This is a genomic window from Rathayibacter rathayi (assembly GCF_004011095.1).
Taxonomy (GTDB): domain Bacteria; phylum Actinomycetota; class Actinomycetes; order Actinomycetales; family Microbacteriaceae; genus Rathayibacter; species Rathayibacter rathayi.
In genome coordinates this window covers 1,411,046-1,430,388 of record NZ_CP028129.1, presented here as the reverse complement: position 1 = coordinate 1,430,388, position 19,343 = coordinate 1,411,046, and the positions used below count along the sequence as shown (strand labels likewise).

Sequence of the window (19,343 nt, the reverse complement as noted above, 5' to 3'; positions counted from 1 at the left end):
GACGGGCCGTCCGCCGCGGATCCCCTGCAGATCGAACCGTGGGAGCGCCCCACTCCCTGCAGATCGCACGCCGAGTGGAGGCCCTCGCCCGCGATCCTGCACCGAGTCGGCAGCGCGTCCCTGCAGATCGCACGCCGGTAGCCGCATCCCGACCGATCGAGCCCCCGGGTAACGGCCGCGAAACACCGCCCTGCCATGCTCGAACCATGCAGCGCCACCTCCTCACCGGAGCACACGTCGCCACGGTCGACCCGCACGGCACCGAGCATCCCGCGGGCCACGTCGTCGTCGATGACTCCCGCATCGTCGCGGTCGGACCCGGCGCCCCGCCCGCCTGGGCCCTCGACGGCCGAGCCCCCACAGGTCTCCCCGCGCAGGAGCCGATCACGCTCACCACGGTCGACGGCCGCGGCCACCTGCTCACTCCCGGGCTCGTCAACACGCATCACCACCTCTACCAGTGGCTCACCCGCGGCTGGGCTCAGGACTCGATCCTGTTCGACTGGCTGGTCGCGCTCTACCCCGCCTGGTCCCGGATCGACGCCGATCTCACCCGCTCCGCCGCTCTCGGCGCGATGGGCGTCCTTGCCCGCTCGGGGTGCAGCACCGTCGCCGACCACCACTACGTCTTCCCGCGCGGCTCCGGCGACATCGTCGGCGGCATCGTGGACGCGGCCGGCACGCTCGGGCTCCGCCTGCACGCGACGCGAGGGTCGATGGACCTCGGGCAGTCGCAGGGCGGTCTCCCGCCGGACTTCGCGGTCGAGACCACGGCGGTGGCGATGCAGGCGAGCGGAGAGGCGGTTGAGCGGTACCACGACGCGTCCGACGACGCGATGGTGCGGGTCGCGATCGCGCCGTGCTCGCCGTTCTCCGTGACCGCCGACCTCCTGCGTGAGTCGGCCGTGCTCGCGAGGCAGCTCGGCGTGCGGCTGCACATCCACGGCTCCGAAACCCTCGAGGAGGACGCCTATACGCGCGAGGCGTTCGGCCTCTCGCCCACCGAGTACCTGGAGTCCCTCGGCTGGCTCGGCGGGGACGTCTGGATGGCGCACGGCGTGCACCTCGACTCCGCGGCGATCGCGAAGTTCGCCGCAACGGGCACCGGAGTCGCGCACTGCCCCTCCTCGAACGGCCGCCTCGCCGCGGGGATCGCACCGATTCCGCAGCTGCTGGCCGCCGGGGCGCCGGTGGGGCTCGGTGTCGACGGAGCCGCCTCGAACGAGTCCGGCCAGCTCGGCTCCGAGATCCGCGCCGCCGTGCTGATGAACCGCCTGCGCGCCGGCGCCGACCGGATGAGCGCCCGCCAGGCCCTCTCGATCGCCACCATCGGCGGCGCGCGGGTGCTCGGCCGGCAGGACGAAATCGGCTCGATCGAGGTGGGCAAGCTCGCCGACCTCGCACTGTGGCGGATCGACGGGATCGAGCATGCGGGCATCGCCGACCCGGTCGCGGCGCTCGCGCTCGGGGCGCAGCCACCGGTGACCCTGCTTCTGGTGCAGGGGCGCCCGACCGTCCGGGAGGCCCGGCTCGTGAATGCGGACGAGGACTCCCTCGCACGCGAAGTGGCCCGCGCGAGCGCAGAGCTGGCGTCGCGCTTTTGAGCTGGCGTCGCGCGTCTGAGCGGCGGGCGGCCACTGCGCCAGATCGCACCTCGGCGACGACGCGCTCAGCCGGGCGGCGCCTCCGCCTCGATGGTCGCGACGGGTGCCGCCTCCGGATGTAGGAGCCGCCAGACGCGGTCGCGGGACAGCGGCAGCTCCGTGGGGCGAACGCCGATCGCGTCGCGGACGGCGTTCGCGAGCGCGGGGGCGACCGGGTTGTAGGGGGCCTCGCTCATTGATTTCGCGCCGAACGGGCCGAGCTCGTCGGCGGTGTCGGCGAAGTAGACCTCGGTCTCGGGCACGTCCGCCATCTGCGGAATGTGGTAATTACGGAGGATCGCCGTGGTGACGGTGCCCTCGCCGTCGAGGATCACCTCCTCGTAGAGCGCCGAACCGATCGCCTGCGCGACCCCGCCCTCGACCTGCCCGCGGCACTGCACCGGATTGATCACGAAGCCCGCGTCGGCCGCCTGCACCGACTGCAAGATCCGCACCTCGCCCGTCGGCTCGTGCACCGCCACGCGGAACCCCTGCACGTTGAAGGCGAGCGAGCGTTGCGCCCCGTCTTCGCTGCCGGTCGCCGTGACCGGGCCGCCCGCCGCTCGCACCAGATCCGCGAAGCCAACCCGGGTGCCGTCCGCCGCGAGCAGGCCTTCCTCGTCGGGTTCGAAGGTCTCGTCGTGCCCCGTCAGGCGCTTGGCGAGCGCCTGCAGATCGGCGAGCAGGCGCGTCGCGGCCGAGTACACGGCCTTGCCTGCGACGACCGTTCCTGCGCTGCCGAATGCGCCGGTGTCGTAGCGGGCCGCGTTGGTGTCGGACTGGCGGATCCGCACTCGGTCCGCGCAGGCGCGGAACGCGCTCGCGACCAACTGGGTGTGCACGGTCGTCGTCCCGTTGCCGAACTCCGCCGTGCCGACTCCGACGCTCAATATGCCCTCGGCATCGACGGTGACGGTCGCCTCCGAGAAGTGGCCCCGTGGAGGGATGGTGGCGATCATCGCGAGCGCCGCACCCTGACCCGTCCGCCAGCCGGGGCCCGTGGGCGCGGGGGAGCCGGCTCCGCTGGCGAGGGCCGTCTCGGTGAGGTCGAGGCACTGGTCGAGCCCGTAGGAGGCGAAGCCGATGTCCTCGCCCTCGACGTGCGTGACCACCAGTGGCTCGCCCGGGCGCACAGCGTTGATCCGCCGCAGCTCGAACGGGTCGATCCCGAGCTCGCGCGCCAGTTCGTCCATCGCCGACTCGATCCCGAAGATCACCTGCCCGAGCCCGTAGCCGCGGAAGGCGCCCGAGGGCACAGTGTTGGTGTAGACGGCCTGCGCGTCGACGCGCTTGTTCGGCGCGCTGTAGACGGCGACCGATTCCGAGGTGCCGTGGAACATCACGCCGGGGCCGTGGTTGCCGTAGGCACCGGTGTCCGAGAGGACGTCCACCGCGAGGGCGGTCAGCCGTCCGTCACTGCGCGCGCCGAGGGTCACGCCGACCCGCATCGGATGGCGGCAGGGTGCCATCGTGAACTCGTCGCTCCGAGTGAACTCGAACTGCACCGGACGGCCGGTGGCGAGCACGGCGAGGGCGACGACGTCTTCGGTGAGGATCTCCTGCTTGCCTCCGAACCCGCCGCCGACGCGGGCCGTGAAGACCCGGACCGTTGACGGGTCCCGGTCGAACAGTCGGGCGATCTCGTCGCGCACCAGGAAAGGGACCTGCGTCGAGGTCCGCAGCACCAGCTCGTCGCCCTCGAGCCAGCCGATCGTGCCGTGGGTCTCGAGCGCCGTGTGTGCGACCCGCGAGGTCGAGTAGCGCCCCTCCACGATCACGTCCGCGTCCGCCAGCCCGCCGTCTAGATCGCCGTACTCGCCGTGCAGCTCGGCGACCACGTTCGCCTCGGGTCGGGCGATCCGCGAGGCGATCGGGTCCTTGTCCGCGTGCAGGAGGGGAGCGCCGGGCGAGCGGGCCTCCTCCGGGTCGAAGACGGCCGGCAGCACCTCGTAGTCGACCTCGATCGCGCGGCAGGCCGATTCCGCGATGGCCACCGACTCCGCGACCACCACCGCCACCCGCTGGCCGCGGAACCGCACGACCGTGTCGAGCATGCGAGTGTCGTCGGGGTCGTCGAGCCGCGACTCGTGGCGGGCGGTGGAGTAGAGGACGTCCGGTACGTCGGCGGCTGTGAGCACCGCGACGACGCCCGGGAGAGCACGGGCCGCTGCGGCAGTGATCGAGCGGATGCGCGCGTGCGCGTGCGGACTCTGCAGCACCTTCAGGTGCAGGAGTCCGGGGACGGCGACGTCGAGGGTGAAGGGCTCTCTGCCCTGCACGATCCTTCGCCCGGCCGGTGCGCCGAGCGAGCGGCCCACCTGCGACTGCTCGGCCGTGGGGCGCCCGGTCCTGCGAACGGGCGTGAGCCCCGCCGGCTGGGCCGCGTGTGTCCCGTGCTCGGCCGTACACGCTCCCGTCACGGCCTCGCGGATCGGCCGGTAGCCCGTGCATCGGCAGAGGTTGCCCTTCATCAGCCGGGGCACGTCCTCGGCCCGCGCTCCCTCCAGCGCTGTGGCCGTGACCACCATGCCGGCCGTGCAAAAGCCGCACTGGAACGCGCCCGCTTCGACGAACGCCTCCTGCACTGCGCTCGGCTCCTCGGGCGAGCCCAGGCCCGCTGCCGTGGTCACCTCGCGGCCCTCGACGCGATGGGCGGGGTAGAGGCAGGAGTGGAACGGCGTCCCATCGACCAGGACGGAGCAGGCCCCGCAGTCGCCGGCGTCGCAGCCCTTCTTGACCTCGAAGTGCTCGTGGTCGCGGAGGAGGGTCCGCAGCACCTGGCCGGGTCGGGGGGAGGCGTCGATCGGCTCGCCGTTGACGGTGAACCTCACGGGGTGCCCCCACTCAGCTCGGCGCGGATCTCCTCAGCGAGCACGCGGACGACGGCGTGCCGCCAGTCGGCGGCGCCGTGCGGGTCGGTGAACCAGCTGAGGACGCCGTCGATCGCCGCAGCGAGCTCCGCGGCGGTGGGGGCGGCGGAGAACCGGAGCAGCTCCGGTCGCACGGTTGCCGCGGTGATCGTGAGGACGAACGCGCCGTCGATATCGAGGCGGCCGATCACGACGGCCCCGGAGCGCCCGAGCGGCGAGAGCGCCGTCTTGCGGAAAGCGGTCCGCGCCTGCAAGGACGAGCGCGGGACTTCGATCGAGCGGATGACGTCGTCGCGCGCGAGCGTCGTCGTCATGTTCCCCGTCACCAGCTCGGCCACCGGCACGAGCACATTGGCCCCGTCGCCCCGCCAGAGGAGGGCGGAGGCGTCGAGCGCCGCAGCGAGGCTGATCATCGGTCCGGCGGGGAGGGCGTTGGCGATGTTGCCGCCGACGGTCGCGACGTTCCAGATCTTGAAGGAGCCCAGCAGTGCCGTGCAGCACTGTAAGAAGATCGGATGCGCCGTGTCGCCCGCGTCCGGCATTGCAGCGAGTTCGCTCAGCGTGCAGGTCGCCGCGATCGAGAGCCCGTCGGCCGTGCGGACGATCGGCTCCCACCCGAAGCCCTGCAGGTCGAGGAGTTCGTCGAGGTGGTCGTGGGGGAGGGAGAAGACCCAGGAGCCCCCTCCGATGACCGCGGATCGCGGCCCGCGGCCCGCCAGCTCGGACCGTTCGCGCACCACCCGGACACTCTGAATCGTGTTCAGGTCCATGCCACCCTCCTGTCCTCCGCGCCCCCGCACTGCCTTCCCCTAGTGAACCTCACACCTGTGACACTCGTGTTTCCCCACCTGGTCCTCCCGGCACTTCGGCGCAGGTCGCGGACCCGACCAGGCTCGGGCTCAGGAGGGCGTGCTGAGCCTGAGCAACCCTTCTGTCACCCCAAACTCGCGACCCACTCCGAGCTGCCGTCGACGAACGACTGCTCCTTCCAGATCGGCACGCTCGTCTTGATGTCGTCCACCAGCGCCGCGCAGGCCGCGAACGCCGCCGCCCGGTGGGCCGAGGCCACCGCGCAGGCGAGCGCGAGATCGCCGACGACCAGTTCGCCCACGCGGTGCACGGCCGCGATGCGCACGTCGGGCCAGCGCTCCGCGATGCGTCGGGCGGAGGCGAGCAGCGCGGCGGGCGCGTCCGGGTGCGCCTCGTAGGACAGGCGCAGCACCCCCCGGCCCGCGTCGTGATCGCGGACCACGCCGGCGAAGGTCACGATGGCGCCGTGCGTTGGGGATTCGACGGCCTGTTCGCACTCGTCCACCGTGAGCGCCTCGGCAGAAAGGCGCGCGAGGGCGACGGGATCAGCGGGCATGGTCACCGCCGCCGAGCTGGTCGAGGAGGTGACCGATCACCGGGTCGAGTACGTCGATCCCGTCGCGGACCCCGCCGGGCGAGCCCGGGAGGTTCACCACGACGGTGCGGCCGCTCACGCCCGCGAGTCCGCGGCTGAGCACGGCTGTGGGCACATGGGCGGCGCCCGTGGCCCGCACCGCTTCGGCGAGGCCGGGCAGGGAGCGTTCCAGGAGGGGCGCGGTCTGTTCCGGAGTGACGTCGCTCGCAGCAACGCCCGTCCCGCCGGTGGTTACCACCAGGTCTACCCCGCTGCCGATCGCGTCGGCGATCGCCTCGCCCACCGCGTCTCCGTCGGCGACGACGACCACCCGCGACTCCCAGCCCCGGCTGACGAACCAGGCCTCGAGCGCGGGCCCCGTCCGGTCCTCGTACACGCCCGAGGCGGCTCGCGTGGAGGCGACGACCGCCACCGCGCGGCGCGCAGCCGGGCTCACTCGCTCGTCCACGAGCCACTCCTCCCGCCCGACTTCGCGAGCACTCGGATTCCCGTAATCGCGGCTGCGCGATCGACCGCCTTGATCATGTCGTAGACCGTGAGAGCGGCCACGCTGACCGCGGTCAACGCCTCCATCTCGACTCCGGTGCGCCCGGTCGTGCGCACCCGCGCCTCGATCCGCACCCGGCCGTCCTGCGGCTCCAGGTCGATGTCGATACCGTCCAGCGCCAGCGGGTGGCAGAGCGGGATGAGGGTCGAGGTCGCCTTCGCGCCGAGGATCCCGGCGATCCGCGCCACTCCGAGCGCCTCGCCCTTGGGCAGTTCCCCCTGCTTGAGCAGTCGCACCACCTCGGGCGACGTCTCGACGTACCCCTCGGCGATGGCGGTGCGCGCCGTTACCTCCTTCGCGCTCACGTCGACCAGGTGCACAGCTCCATCGCCGCGCACATGGGTGAGCTGGTCGCTCTCAGTCATCGATCCTCCAGATCTCGACCGTGTCGCCGGTCTCAGCGTGGTCGGTCCCGACGGGGACGTGGATGAGCACCGTCGAGCGTGCGTAGGACGCCAGCAGGTGCGAGCTCGGGCCGCCGATGGGATGCACGAATCCCTCGTCGTCGAGCACTCCCCGGCGGATCTGGTGCAGGTGTGCGGGGGAGTCGAGGTTCGTACCGAGGCGGGCGCGCAGCCGCGGGCGCTCGGCGGGTACGCGGCCCGCGAGCGAGCGCAGCACCGGCCGCAGGAACACCTCGAACGACACCAGCGCACTCACCGGATTGCCCGGCAGCGAGACCACCGGCAGGTGCAGCCCGTCGGCCACGCGCGCACGGCCCAGGCCCTGCGGCCCGCCCGGCTGCATCTCGACGTGCCCGAACTCCGACCCGGCCGGTCCGAGCGCGTCGCGAACGGCCTCGTAGGCGCCCGCGCTGACTCCGCCGACCGTGATCACCAGATCGGTTCCGCCCGCGTGCTCGGCGAGCAGCGCCAGCAGCTCCTCGGCCCGGTCACTCGTGCAGGCGGCCACGATCGGCAGCGCTCCCGCCTCGCGCACCGCCTCGGCCAGCAGGGCGCCGTTGGCGTCGTAGATCTGTGCGTCCTCGAGCACGGCTCCGGGGGGCCGGATTTCGTTCCCGGTCGGCACGATCAGCACCCGTAGCCGCGGCAGCACCTCCACCTCGCTCAGTCCGAGGGAGGCGAGAAGCCCGTAGTGGGCCGAGCGGAGGACCGTGCCGGCCGGTAGGGCGAGTTCGCCCGCGAGGGCGTCGCTGCCCCTGGCGCGGATGAAGGTCGCCGGCATCACCGGATGCGTGAAGGCGACGCTCCCCTCGGCGGGGAAGTGCGGCGGGTTCACGCGCTCGACCGGGACGACGGCGTCGGCGCCCTCGGGCACGGCGGAGCCGGTCATGATCGGAGTAGCGGTGCCCGCCTCGTGCCGCGGCGCGCGATCGCCGGCGGGGATCGGTGCCGACGCGGGCAGGGCGACGGGATGCTCGGGAGTGGCCGCGTCGAGGTCGGCCGCCCGCACCGCGAAGCCGTCCATCTGGGAATTGTCGAAGCGCGGCAGGTCGAGTGGAGATCGGACGGAGCGGGCGAGCACACGCCGGTCGTACGCGCCAGGGTCGACGGCCACGGCGGCCGGATCCAGGCCCAGCGTCTCGTGGGTGCCCCGCGTCGCCAGCGGCGCGAGCAGCGCTCGCACCCGGGCGGCGTGCAGGTGGATCGAGGTCATCGGGGTCCTCTCGCGAGCGGCGGTTCCCGACCGGCGGCGGGACCGAGTCCATCTTGCCGGGTCGCGCCCGATTCCGCGGCGTAGTGTAAGCGAATGAGCACAGCACTGGGGATCCCCGGCTTTCGGCCCCGTCAGCGTAGCGCCGCCCTCCCGGCGGACCGCCCCGCGACTCCGCTCCTCCTGGACAGCTACGGCCGCGTCGCGGACGACCTGCGGATCTCGCTCACCGATAAGTGCAACCTGCGCTGCACGTACTGCATGCCGGCCGAGGGCCTGCCGTTCCAGCCGCCGGCGTCGCTGCTCAGCCGCGACGAGATCCTCCGCCTGGCCCGCATCGCCGTGGAGCAGTTCGGCGTCCGCCAGATCCGCTTTACCGGCGGCGAGCCGCTGCTGCGGAAGGACCTGGTCGACATCATCCGCGACGTCGCCTCGCTCGATCCGCGCCCCGAGATCTCACTGACCACCAACGCGATCGGCCTCTCGGGACGGGCGGCGGCGCTCGCCGAGGCGGGCCTGAACCGCGTCAACGTCTCGCTCGACTCGATCTGCGCCGAGACCTTCGCAAAGGTCACCCGCCGCCCGTTCCTCGACCGGGTGCTGGCCGGCATCGACTCGCTCGGGCCCGCCGGTCTTGACCAGACGAAGATCAACGCGGTGCTGCTGCCCGGGATCAACGACCATGAGGCTCCGGAGCTGCTCGCCTGGGCTCTCGCCGGCGGTCACCAGCTCCGCTTCATCGAGCAGATGGCGCTCGACGCCGACCACGGCTGGGATCGGGCGACGATGATCACGGCCGCGGACATCCGCGCCCGCCTCTCGGAGCGCTTCGCCCTCAGCCCGCACGCAGCGCCGCGGGACGGGGCGCCGGCCGAACTCTTCGACGTGCGCGAGGCCGGCGGCACCGAGGTCCTCGGGCAGGTGGGGATCATCGCCTCCGTCACCGAGAACTTCTGCGGCGACTGCCGCCGCACTCGGCTCACCGCCGAGGGGGGAGTGCGTAGCTGCCTCTTCTCGAACGAGGAGACCGACCTGCTCGGCCCGATGCGCGCGGGCGCCGACGACCACGAGGTCGCCCAGCTGTGGCGAGGCGCGATGTGGGCCAAGCCCGCCGGCCACGAGATGAACCGGGCAGGTTTCGTGCAACCAGAACGCACGATGAGTGCGATCGGCGGATGAGCGTGCGAGTCCGCTACTTCGCCGCGGCGAAGGCCGCCCTCGGCCGTGCCTCGGACGAGCTGACCGGCGTCGAAGATCTGGGCGCGCTCGAGTCGCGGCTCGTCGCCTCGGCGCCCGAGGCCGCACCGGTGCTCGCGCGCTGCACGTTCCTCGTCGGTGGCGTCTCGACGACCGACCGGGCGACATCGTTGCCGGCGGACGCGATGGTCGACGTGTTGCCGCCGTTCGCCGGCGGCTGACCCGGTCGTCCTGCGGCGCTCCGCTCGACTCACGCGTCCCAGCCGCTCATGCCTCCCGCGAGCGAATCGACCGCGACTCCCGCTTCGGCCGCGCGCTCCGCGGCCAGTCGTGAGCGGATGCCCGATGCGCAGTACACGACCAGCGGGCCAGCGGGCAGCGCCCTCGGGTCGAAGCGGGACATCGGCATCCGTCTCGCGCCCGGGACTGCCACCGAGCGGTCCTCGTGGTCCTCCCGCAGGTCGATCACTATCGGAGGCCGAGGTCCGGACAACCGCCCGCGCAGTTGCGCCGCCGTGATCGAGCCCGGCGCCGTCTGTACTGCAGCGACCGGAGGAACGCTCCGCGCCAACGCCAGCTCACTCCACGACCCGTCCAGCGCGTCGTGCAGGAGCACCCGCCCGAACAGCGGCGTCCCGACTCCGGTCACCAGCTTCACCACCTCGGCCGCCAGTGCCGAGCCGATCGTCGCGCACAGTGCCCCGAGCACTCCGACGCTCGCACAGCTGTCCGCCGCATCCTGGGCCTGGGGATGGAGGGCGCGCAGCGTGACTCCTCCGCCCGGCGCCTGGGCCCAGAACGTCGAGAGCTGCCCGTCGAAGCCCAGTGCCGATCCCCAGACGTGCGGCACCCCGGCCCGAGTCGTCGCGTCGGAGGCGAGGTAGCGGGCGCCGAAGGTGTCGAAGCCGTCGACCACGACGTCCCAGCCCGCGATCAGCTCGTCGGCGCTGGCCGAGGTGAACGCGACGGGGAACGCCCGCGCGTCGATGTCGGGGAAGAGCCGCCGCGCGGTTGCCGCCGCCGACTCCGCCTTCGACACGCCGATCGCGGACTCGTCGTGTGCCGTCTGCCGCGCCAGGTTCGAGAGCTCGACCACATCTGCATCGACGATGCCCAGCCGTCCGATCCCTGCCGCGGCGAGCGCCGTGATCACGGGAGAGCCGATCCCGCCCGCGCCCAGCACGAGCACGCGCGCGTTACGCAGCCGTCGCTGTCCGTCCTCGCCGATCGGGGAGAGGCGGATCTGCCGCGCGAATCGTTCGCGCTCGGCGTCCGTCAGCGGGGGTCCTGGTGGCACCGGCACTCGGGCGGTCCGCGGCGGGGCGGAACGTTCTTGCGGGTCGAGAGCAGGGGTCACCTCTCCAGTGTGCACGTCCAGCACCGGTTGTCGGGCTCGCCGGTCCCGGATCTCAGCCCGTCCTTCGAGGCTGCCGTGTCAGGAACCGAGGTCGAAAGCGCCGAAAGCACCCGAACGCCCTGTTCTGCGCCTTTTCAACCTCGGTTGCGGACACAGCGGCCCGCTGCCACCCCATCGACTACCGTGGGAGCGTTGTGGACGGGAGCGAGGCGGCCGGGTGTACCTGAAGAGCCTGACCCTCAAAGGATTCAAGTCCTTCGCTCAGCCGACCACGTTTGCCTTCGAGCCGGGGGTCACCTGCGTCGTCGGCCCCAACGGCTCGGGCAAGAGCAACGTCGTCGACGCGCTCGCCTGGGTGATGGGGGAGCAGGGCGCGAAGACCCTCCGCGGCGGCACGATGGAGGACGTCATCTTCGCGGGCACCTCCACCCGCGGACCCCTCGGCCGGGCCGAGGTAGCGCTGACCATCGACAACTCCGACGGCGCGCTCCCCATCGAGTACACCGAGGTAACGATCACCCGCACCCTGTTCCGCAACGGGGGCAGCGAGTACGCGATCAACGGGCGCGGCTGCCGGCTGCTCGATGTGCAGGAGCTGCTGAGCGACTCCGGTCTCGGCCGCGAGATGCATGTGATCGTCGGGCAGGGCCAGCTCGATGCGGTGTTGCGCGCCACCCCGGAGGAGCGGCGCGGCTTCCTCGAGGAGGCGGCCGGCATCCTCAAGCACCGCCGCCGGAAAGAGAAGACACTCCGCAAGCTTGAGGCGATGCAGGCGAACCTCACCCGCCTCTCCGACCTCGCCGGCGAGATCCGCCGCCAGCTCAAGCCCCTCGGGCGCCAGGCCGAGGTCGCCCGGCAGGCGCAAACCATCGCCGCCGTGGTCCGCGATGCCCGGGCGCGCCTGCTCGCCGACGACGTGGTCGGCCTCCGGAGTGCCCTGGACGCCTTCGCCCGCACCGAGAGCGAGCGGCACAGCGAACGGGTGGTGCTCCAGCAGCGGCTCGAGCAGGCCACGCTTCGGCGCGCACGGGTCGAGGCGGAGGCGGTCGGCGACGCGGTCGACGACGCGCGACGGACCACGTTCGAGCTGGAGTCGGTGCAGGAGCGGCTGCGCAACCTGTCGGCGCTCGCCGGACAGCGCCTCGCGATGCTCGAGCTGGAGTCCGAGCAGCCGCAGATCCAGCCGCGTGTCACGCCGGTGCAGGTGGAGGAGGCGCGGCTCGAGCTGGAGCGCCTGCGGCAGGGGGTCCTCGACGTGGAGTTCGCCTGGGTGCAGGCGCAGCACGCGACGCTCACCGCCCGCTCCGCCCTCGACGCCGTCGATGAGGAGATCGCCGCCCAGTCGGCCCTTGTGTCGCGCTACGACCTCGACCTCTCCACGCTCGCGGGGCGCGCCGACACCGCGGCCTCGCGCCTCGCGTCCGTTCGCGGTGAGGTGCTGCGCGCGCAGAACACGCTCGACTCCGCCGGTGCGCGTCGGGATGCGGCGCGTCGAGCGGTGGACGCCCTCGAGGTCGAGCTGGGCGATGCGGACCGCGGGCCAGACGGCACCCTCGACGAGGGCTACGAGCTCGCCCAGGCCGCGGTCTCCGCCGCCGAGAGCGAGATCGAGCGGCTGCGCGAGGAGCTGCACGCCCTCGAACGCGAGCGCGAGGCGCTGGCCGCTCGCACTGGAGCCCTCTCGCTCGCGCTCGACGTCTCCGACGGCTCGGCCGAACTGATTGCGGCGCGGATCGACGGGGTGCGCGGGCGCGTCGCCGAGCGGATCCAGGTGCGGCCAGGTGCCGAGGCCGCCGTTGCCGCTGCCCTCGGAGCCGTCGCCGACGCCGTGCTCGTCGACTCGACCGCCCGCGCCGATGCTGCTCTGGACGCCGCTCTGGACCGCGACCTCGGTCGGGTCGAGCTGCTGGTCGCCGACTCGGCCCGCCCGCCGCTCGAACTCGCCGTGCCCGAGGGAGCTGTCCGCGCGGCCGAACTCGTGACCGCGCCGCCCGGCGTCCTCTCGCTCCTGGAGCGCGTGCTCGTGGTCGAGGATCTCGCCGTCGCGCGACGGCTGCGTGCGGAGGTCGACCCCGGAGTCATCCTCGTCACTCGCGACGGCGCTACCGTCTCGGACGCTGTGCAGAGCGCCGGCGCCGGCGGGCAGCGCAGTCGCATCGAGCTCGTCTCCGAGCGCGACTCGGCGGCCAGCCGTCTGGAGGAGGTGGAGGGCGGGATCGACCGCTTCCGCTTCGAGCTGGCCGAGCAGACCGACGCTCTCCGCGGGGCGAAGGAGCAGTCCGCGATTGCCCTCTCCGCTCTCCGAGAGCACGATGCCGCCCGCGCCGCACACACCGAGCGGCTCGGCCGCGTGCGCGCCCAGCTCGAGGCGGCGACCGCGGAGCACGGCCGCGGATTGAACGCTCTGGCCGTCGCCTCCGAGCGGGTGGGGGACGCCGAACGGGCCGCCGGTGAGGCGACGGCCGCCCTCGACGCTGCGCGTGCCCGGCCCCGGCCGGTCCTCGACGCAACCGCCCGCGACGGACTCCAGCGCGAGGTCGACTCCGCTCGAGAGCACGAGATTGAGACCCGCCTGGGCGTGGAGAGCGCGAAGGAGCGGGTGCAGGCCGAGCAGGCCCGCGGCGAGTCGCTGGCGCGTCAGTTGGCCGCCGACCGGGCAGCCGCCGACGAGGCGGCTCGCCGCGCCGTCATCCGCCGCCGTCAACGCGACGCGGCGGCCGAGGTGACCGCCGCGCTCCCCGCCGTTCTCGCCTCTGTTGACCACTCGGTGCAGCAGGCGCGGACCGAGCTGGTCGAGGCCGAAGCCGCCCGCTCGCAGCAGAACGCCGAGCTGCAGGCCCTGCGCCGCGAGGAGGGGACCCTGCGCGACCGGCTCCAGTCGGTCACCGAGAGCGTGCACGGCCTGGAGCTGCAGATCTATGAGAAGCGGTTGCAGCTCACCGGACTCCTCGAGCGGGCGGGCTCCGAACTCGGGCTCGACGAGGACGTGCTCGTGGCGGAGTACGGGCCGGACGTCGGCGTCCCCGACGAGACGGGCGAGCAGGAGGACCCGCGGCCGTATGTCCGCGACGATCAGCGGCGGCGTCTCGCGAAGGCCGAGAAGCAGCGTGCACAGCTGGGCCGCGTGAATCCGCTCGCCCTGGAGGAGTTCGCGGCGCTGGAGCAGCGGCACGCGTTCCTGACCGAGCAGCTGGCCGACCTCACCGGGACCCGTCGCGACTTGCTCACCATCATCGACGAGCTCGATGAGACCATGCAGACCGTCTTCGCCTCCGCCTTCGAGGACACGCAGGCGGCGTTCGCGGACGTCTTCCCCGTCCTGTTCCCGGGCGGCACGGGCAGCATCCGCCTGACCGACCCGGAGAATCTGCTCACCACCGGCATCGAGGTCGCGGTGCGACCCGCGGGCAAGAAGATTGAGCGGCTCTCGCTGCTCTCCGGCGGCGAGCGCTCGCTCGCGGCGGTGGCGTTCATGGTCGCGATCTTCACGTCTCGCCCGAGCCCGTTCTACATCATGGACGAGGTGGAGGCCGCGCTCGACGACGCGAACCTCGGCCGACTGCTGAGCATTTTCGAGGGCTTGCGCGCCTCCAGCCAGCTGATCGTCATCACGCATCAGAAGCGGACGATGGAGATCGCCGACGCCCTCTACGGTGTTTCGATGCGGCAGGACGGCGTCTCGGCCGTCGTCGGCCAGCGCGTCGCGTCGCCCCCGGGTTGAGCGGCGCCGCGCACCTCCGCGTCGCGCCCGCCGCCGCTACCTGTCCGATTCGCAGGCCTTCGTCCGATTCGCAGGCCCCGTGCGATGCGACGGGGATGCTCGCGAGAGAGCGCGATCCTCCGCCTGATTCGCCGCGAACAGGCCCTCGATCCTGCACATCGCACCTCGGCAGCCCGCGCTGCCCCCCGCCGGTAGCCTGGACGCATGGCAGAACGCACCTCCTGGTCGCTCGGTCGCGCACTGCGCGGCCTGTTCGAGAAGCGCACGATCGACGACCAGACCTGGGACGACCTCGAGACGGCGCTGATCACCGCCGATTTCGGCCCCGACATCACCGAGGAGATCGTCGATGACCTCCGCGCGAAGGTCGCTCGCTACTCCACCACCGACCCGCGCGACCTGCAGCGGATGCTCCGCGAGTCCCTCGAGGAGCGCCTGTCGAAGTACGACACGACCCTCACGCTCAGCGAGCGCCCCGCCGTGATCCTCGTGGTCGGCGTGAACGGCGTTGGCAAGACCACCACCATCGGTAAGTTCGCCAAGTTCCTGCGCAATTACGGCCGGAGTGTCGTGGTCGGTGCCGCGGACACCTTCCGCGCCGCCGCCGTTGACCAGCTCGCCACCTGGGCGCAGCGTGCCGACGCGCAGATCGTCCGCCCGCAGCAGGAACGACAGGATCCGGCGTCCGTCGCCTTCCAGACCGTGCAGTTCGCGAAGGACACCGGAGTCGAGATGGTCATCATCGACACGGCCGGCCGCCTGCACACCAAGGGCGGGCTGATGGACGAGCTCACCAAGATCAAGCGCGTCATCGAGAAGCAGGCGCCGATCTCCGAGATCCTGCTCGTGCTCGACGCGACCACCGGTCAGAACGGCCTGAGCCAGGCGGAGGCGTTCATCGAGCACGCCGGCGTCACCGGCCTGGTCATCACCAAGCTCGACGGGTCCGCCAAGGGCGGCTTCGTCCTGGCCGTGCAGGAGAAGACCGGCATCCCGATCAAGCTCGTCGGCCAGGGCGAGGGCATCGGTGATCTCACCGGCTTCACGCCCCACGTCTTCGCCCAGCAGCTCGTCAACTGAGCCTGTCCGCGGGACATCGCTGCGCCGCTGCGAGCACAACGTCAGCTGAGAGTGGGTCTCAGCCACGATGGTGGATGAGACCCACTCTCAGCTGACGTTGTGGCGGAGTCGCGGCGGTCACACCGCCTGCGAGAACCCCAGCGCCGCGTCGGCCAGGTGGCGCAGGTGCTCCGGCACCGGCCGCCCCTTCGACTCCATCGAGCGCGCCCAGAGGCGACCGGCCCGGTAGGAGGAGCGCACCAGCGGCCCCGCGAGCACGCCGAGGAAGCCGATGTCTTCCGCTTCTTCCTTAATTGCGACGAACTCCTCCGGGTGCACCCAACGATCCACCGGTAGGTGCCGGGGCGTCGGGCGGAGGTACTGCGTGATCGTCACGATGTCGGTGCCCGCGTCGTAGAGGTCCTGCAGCGCCTGCGAGATCTCCTCGCGCTCCTCACCCATGCCGAGGATGAGGTTCGACTTCGTGATCAGCCCCGCCACCCGGCCCTTGGTGAGCACGTCGAGCGAGCGCTCGTAGCTGAAGGCCGGGCGGATGCGCTTGAAAATGCGCGGCACCGTCTCGACGTTGTGTGCGAACACTTCGGGCCGCGCGTCGAACACCCGCTGCAGGTGCTCGGCGCGTCCGCTAAAGTCGGGGACCAGGATCTCGACACCTGTGCCGGGCGCCTGCGCGTGGATCTGGCGGATCGTCTCGGCGTAGAGCCAGGAGCCCTCGTCCGGCAGGTCGTCGCGCGCGACTCCGGTGACGGTCGCGTAGCGGAGGTTCATCCGGGCCACCGATTCACCGACCCGCCGTGGCTCGTCCTCGTCGTAGTCCGCGGGCTTCCCGGTGTCGATCTGGCAGAAGTCGCACCGCCGGGTGCACTGGGCGCCACCGATGAGGAAGGTCGCCTCGCGGTCCTCCCAGCACTCGAAAATGTTGGGGCAGCCCGCCTCCTGGCAGACCGTGTGCAGCTCCTCGCTCTTCACCAGGGACTGCAACTTCTGGTACTCCGGGCCCATCGTGGCCTTCGTGCGGATCCACTCGGGCTTGCGCTCGATTGGCGTCTCGGCGTTGCGGATCTCGAGTCGCAGGAGCTTGCGGCCGCCGACGTCGGCGCTCACGCGACGACCTCCTGGACGCGGGCGGAGAAGGCGGGCGCGGCCTCCGAGAGGCGTGCCACGACCCTGGCCCGGACGACCGCCATTGGCGGGCTGTCGCCGCGCTCGCGTTCGAGTGTGGTCACGCCGGCGTCGGCGATACCGCAGGCGACGATGCGGGAGTAGGGCTCGAGGCTGTTAGAGACATTGAGCGCGAAGCCGTGCATCGTCACTCCCGAGGCCACGCGGATCCCGATCGCCGCGATCTTGACGGCGCCACCGTCGCGGGGGATCCACACCCCCGAGCGCCCCCGGACGCGCTGCCCCTGGACGTCCAGGTCTTCGAGCACCCCGATCAGCACGTCCTCCAGCGAGCGGACGTAGGCGACCACGTCGACTGGCTCGCTCAGCCGCACGATCGGGTAGCCGACCAGCTGCCCGGGGCCGTGCCAGGTGATCCGGCCGCCGCGGTCGACGTCGACCACGGGGGAGCCGTCGACGGGGCGCTCGTGTGCCTCGGTGCGCTTGCCGGCCGTGTAGACGGAGGCGTGCTCGCAGAGCACGAGGGTGTCCGGTCGGCTGCCGGCCACCACCTCATCGTGCAGGCGGCGCTGGAGCTCCCAGCCGTCGCGGTAGTCCAAGGGGTTCGCGGAGTCGCCCGCCACGAGTGTCTCGATCACCGGGCCACCCTAACCTCGTTCTTGGACTGAGACCAGTTAGTCGGGCATCGCGCCGTGGCGCCGATCCCACCTCCGGTGGAGCCGCGCGCCCGTCGCCTGCCCGCCGTCCGGCCGGGGCTCCGGTAGAATTCCGGGCATCATGGCTACTTTCGGCACCCTCTCCGATCGACTCGTCGAGACCTTCAAGAACCTCCGCACGAAGGGAAAGCTGTCGGCCTCGGACGTCGACGGCACCGTCCGCGAGATCCGGCGTGCCCTGCTCGACGCCGATGTCGCGCTCGAGGTCGTGAAGGAGTTCACCGGGAGGGTGCGCGAGCGCGCCCTCGGCGACGAGGTCAATAAGGCGCTCAACCCGGCGCAGCAGGTCGTCCAGATCGTCAACGAGGAACTCGTCGCGATCCTCGGCGGGCAGTCCCGTCGCCTGGAGTTCGCCAAGCGCCCGCCGACGGTCATCATGCTCGCCGGCCTCCAGGGCGCGGGCAAGACGACTCTCGCCGGCAAGCTCGGCAAGTACCTCGGCAAGGACGGACACACCCCGCTTCTGGTCGCGGCCGACCTCCAGCGCCCCAATGCGGTGCAGCAGTTGCAGGTCGTCGGCGAGCAGGCCGGAGTCGCGGTTTACGCGCCCGAGCCGGGCAACGGCGTCGGGAACCCGGTGAAGGTGGCGCAGAACGCGATCCGCTTCGCGACCGACAAGCAGTACGACACCGTCATCATCGACACGGCGGGACGGCTCGGCGTCGACGCCGACATGATGAAGCAGGCCGCCGACATCCGGCGGGTCACCGTCCCCGACGAGGTGTTGTTCGTCATCGACGCGATGATCGGGCAGGACGCGGTGGCGACCGCGAAGGCCTTCCAGGAGGGCGTCGACTTCACCGGTGTCGTCCTGTCCAAGCTCGATGGTGACGCGCGCGGAGGAGCGGCCCTGTCGGTCGCCTCGCTCACCGGCCGTCCCATCCTCTTCGCCTCCACCGGCGAGTCGCTGGATGACTTCGAGCAGTTCCACCCCGACCGGATGGCGAGCCGGATCCTCGACCTCGGCGACGTGCTCACCCTCATCGAGCAGGCGCAGGCCGCGTTCGACGAGGACGAGGCGCGAAAGATCGCCGAGAAGATCATGGGCGACACGTTCACGCTCGACGACTTCCTCGGTCAGATGCAGCAGCTGCGCAACATGGGCTCGATTAAGAAGATGATCGGCATGCTGCCCGGCGCGAAGGGCATGCGCGAGCAGCTCGACCAGTTCGACGAGCGCGAGATCGTGCGCACCGAGGCGATCATCCAGTCGATGACGAAAGCGGAGCGGGTGAACCCGAAGCTGCTCAACGGCTCTCGGCGCCTCCGCATCGCCCGCGGCTCCGGCATGAGCGTCACCGACGTCAACCAGCTTGTGCAGCGCTTCGAGCAGGCCGCGAAGATGATGAAGACGGTCGCGAAGGGCGGCATACCCTCCGTCCCCGGAATGGGCCCGGTGCCCGGCGCCGGCTACCAGGGCCGCCCCAAGCCGCAGAAGAAAAAGAGCAGCAAGTCCGGCAACCCGGCCAAGCGTGCCGCCGAGAACGCGGCGATCACAGCGGGCCCCCGCGCGGGTGATGCCGGCGGCTCCGGCTTCGGCCTGGGCGGTGGCGGCGCGAAGGGTGCACAGCCCACGCCGGAGGAGCTTGAGCAGTTGCAGAAGCTCCTCGGCCGATGAGGCGGCGCACGGGCGCGATCCTCGCGGTCGTCGCCGTGCTCGGTCTCACCGGCTGCGCCGGGGGATCGGGAAGGGAGGCGATGGCGGCTCCCTCGCCCGACGAGCTGGTCGGGCGCTGGGTGACCGGCATATCCTCCGACGCTCCCGACGTGCCATTCCTCCTGATCGCGGGGGACGGCACCTGGACCGGCTCCGATGGCTGCAACGGCGCGCAGGGGGAGTGGTCGATCGACGGCGAGGGCGCGCTCTCGGTATCGGCCGGCCCGAGCACACTCATCGCCTGCGACGGCGTCGCTCTGCCGCGAATCTTCTCGGAGGCTGCGGCGGCCTCGCTCGATGGTGGGCGGCTGCGCCTGTTCGATGACGGAGGCGCCACCGTGGTCGCGCTCGCTCGCTCCACGAGCGATGAGGCGCCATCGACCTCGCCGGACCCGGCGGGGGAGTAGGAGCGGA

16 protein-coding genes are annotated in these 19,343 nt (G+C 71.8%); 7 read left to right on the top strand and 9 right to left on the bottom strand.

Going from position 1 to position 19,343, the window contains the following annotated elements; all coding sequences use genetic code 11:
- Positions 1–206 precede the first annotated feature (206 nt).
- Complete coding sequence (locus C1O28_RS06985) at positions 207–1,604, top strand: 8-oxoguanine deaminase (protein WP_097165787.1); 1,398 nt, start codon at positions 207–209, stop codon at positions 1,602–1,604.
- Positions 1,605–1,669: 65 nt separating this feature from the next.
- Here the strand turns inward: C1O28_RS06985 and C1O28_RS06980 are convergent, their stop codons facing one another.
- The 6 genes from C1O28_RS06980 to C1O28_RS06955 all read right to left on the bottom strand — a co-directional run bounded on the left by C1O28_RS06980 (position 1,670) and on the right by C1O28_RS06955 (position 8,082).
- The gene (locus C1O28_RS06980; protein ID WP_097165788.1) at positions 1,670–4,474 is read right to left on the bottom strand and encodes a molybdopterin-dependent oxidoreductase; all 2,805 of its coding nucleotides are present in this window, start codon (positions 4,472–4,474) and stop codon (positions 1,670–1,672) included.
- Positions 4,471–5,283, bottom strand: a complete 813-nt coding sequence (locus tag C1O28_RS06975; protein ID WP_097165789.1) for an FAD binding domain-containing protein — start codon at positions 5,281–5,283, stop codon at positions 4,471–4,473. The genes C1O28_RS06980 and C1O28_RS06975 overlap by 4 nt, the downstream gene beginning before the upstream one ends.
- A gap of 164 nt (positions 5,284–5,447) precedes the next feature.
- Complete coding sequence (locus tag C1O28_RS06970) at positions 5,448–5,879, bottom strand: molybdenum cofactor biosynthesis protein MoaE (RefSeq protein ID WP_097165790.1); 432 nt, start codon at positions 5,877–5,879, stop codon at positions 5,448–5,450.
- Positions 5,869–6,366 carry a MogA/MoaB family molybdenum cofactor biosynthesis protein gene (locus C1O28_RS06965; RefSeq protein WP_181024717.1) on the bottom strand — a complete coding sequence of 166 codons (498 nt, stop codon included), beginning with the start codon at positions 6,364–6,366 and terminating at the stop codon, positions 5,869–5,871. Before C1O28_RS06965 ends, C1O28_RS06970 begins: the two co-directional genes overlap by 11 nt.
- Positions 6,351–6,830, bottom strand: coding sequence for a cyclic pyranopterin monophosphate synthase MoaC (gene moaC / locus C1O28_RS06960; protein WP_097165791.1), 480 nt, complete (start codon positions 6,828–6,830; stop codon positions 6,351–6,353). Before moaC ends, C1O28_RS06965 begins: the two co-directional genes overlap by 16 nt.
- Complete coding sequence (locus C1O28_RS06955; RefSeq protein ID WP_097165792.1) at positions 6,823–8,082, bottom strand: molybdopterin molybdotransferase MoeA; 1,260 nt, start codon at positions 8,080–8,082, stop codon at positions 6,823–6,825. Before C1O28_RS06955 ends, moaC begins: the two co-directional genes overlap by 8 nt.
- Before the next feature lie 93 nt (positions 8,083–8,175).
- Here C1O28_RS06955 and moaA point away from each other — a divergent pair, with 93 nt between their 5' ends.
- On the top strand, positions 8,176–9,258 hold the full coding sequence (moaA, locus tag C1O28_RS06950) for a GTP 3',8-cyclase MoaA (RefSeq protein ID WP_097165793.1): 1,083 nt from the start codon (positions 8,176–8,178) through the stop codon (positions 9,256–9,258).
- Entirely contained in the window at positions 9,255–9,497 is a 243-nt protein-coding gene (locus C1O28_RS06945) for a MoaD/ThiS family protein (RefSeq protein WP_097165794.1), read from the top strand. The genes moaA and C1O28_RS06945 overlap by 4 nt, the downstream gene beginning before the upstream one ends.
- 29 nt (positions 9,498–9,526) lie before the next feature.
- On the opposite strand, the gene C1O28_RS06940 is transcribed toward C1O28_RS06945, so the two are convergent.
- Positions 9,527–10,633, bottom strand: coding sequence for a HesA/MoeB/ThiF family protein (locus C1O28_RS06940; protein WP_244210511.1), 1,107 nt, complete (start codon positions 10,631–10,633; stop codon positions 9,527–9,529).
- Between the two features lie 217 nt (positions 10,634–10,850).
- On the opposite strand from C1O28_RS06940, the gene smc reads away from it, so the two are divergent.
- Positions 10,851–14,354, top strand: coding sequence for a chromosome segregation protein SMC (gene smc, locus C1O28_RS06935; RefSeq protein ID WP_097165796.1), 3,504 nt, complete (start codon positions 10,851–10,853; stop codon positions 14,352–14,354).
- A 204-nt stretch (positions 14,355–14,558) separates the two neighbouring features.
- Positions 14,559–15,434 (top strand): signal recognition particle-docking protein FtsY, encoded by an 876-nt coding sequence (ftsY, locus tag C1O28_RS06930; RefSeq protein ID WP_097165797.1) that lies wholly within the window; start codon positions 14,559–14,561, stop codon positions 15,432–15,434.
- Between the two features lie 117 nt (positions 15,435–15,551).
- Here ftsY and lipA read toward each other — a convergent pair whose 3' ends face one another.
- Positions 15,552–16,538, bottom strand: a complete 987-nt coding sequence (gene lipA, locus C1O28_RS06925) for a lipoyl synthase (RefSeq protein WP_097165798.1) — start codon at positions 16,536–16,538, stop codon at positions 15,552–15,554.
- Positions 16,535–17,194, bottom strand: coding sequence for a lipoyl(octanoyl) transferase LipB (gene lipB, locus C1O28_RS06920; RefSeq protein ID WP_097165799.1), 660 nt, complete (start codon positions 17,192–17,194; stop codon positions 16,535–16,537). Before lipB ends, lipA begins: the two co-directional genes overlap by 4 nt.
- Positions 17,195–17,333: 139 nt before the next feature.
- On the opposite strand from lipB, the gene ffh reads away from it, so the two are divergent.
- Positions 17,334–18,890 carry a signal recognition particle protein gene (ffh, locus tag C1O28_RS06915; protein ID WP_097165800.1) on the top strand — a complete coding sequence of 519 codons (1,557 nt, stop codon included), beginning with the start codon at positions 17,334–17,336 and terminating at the stop codon, positions 18,888–18,890.
- The gene (locus C1O28_RS06910; RefSeq protein WP_097165801.1) at positions 18,887–19,336 is read left to right on the top strand and encodes an META domain-containing protein; all 450 of its coding nucleotides are present in this window, start codon (positions 18,887–18,889) and stop codon (positions 19,334–19,336) included. The genes ffh and C1O28_RS06910 overlap by 4 nt, the downstream gene beginning before the upstream one ends.
- Positions 19,337–19,343: the final 7 nt, after the last annotated feature.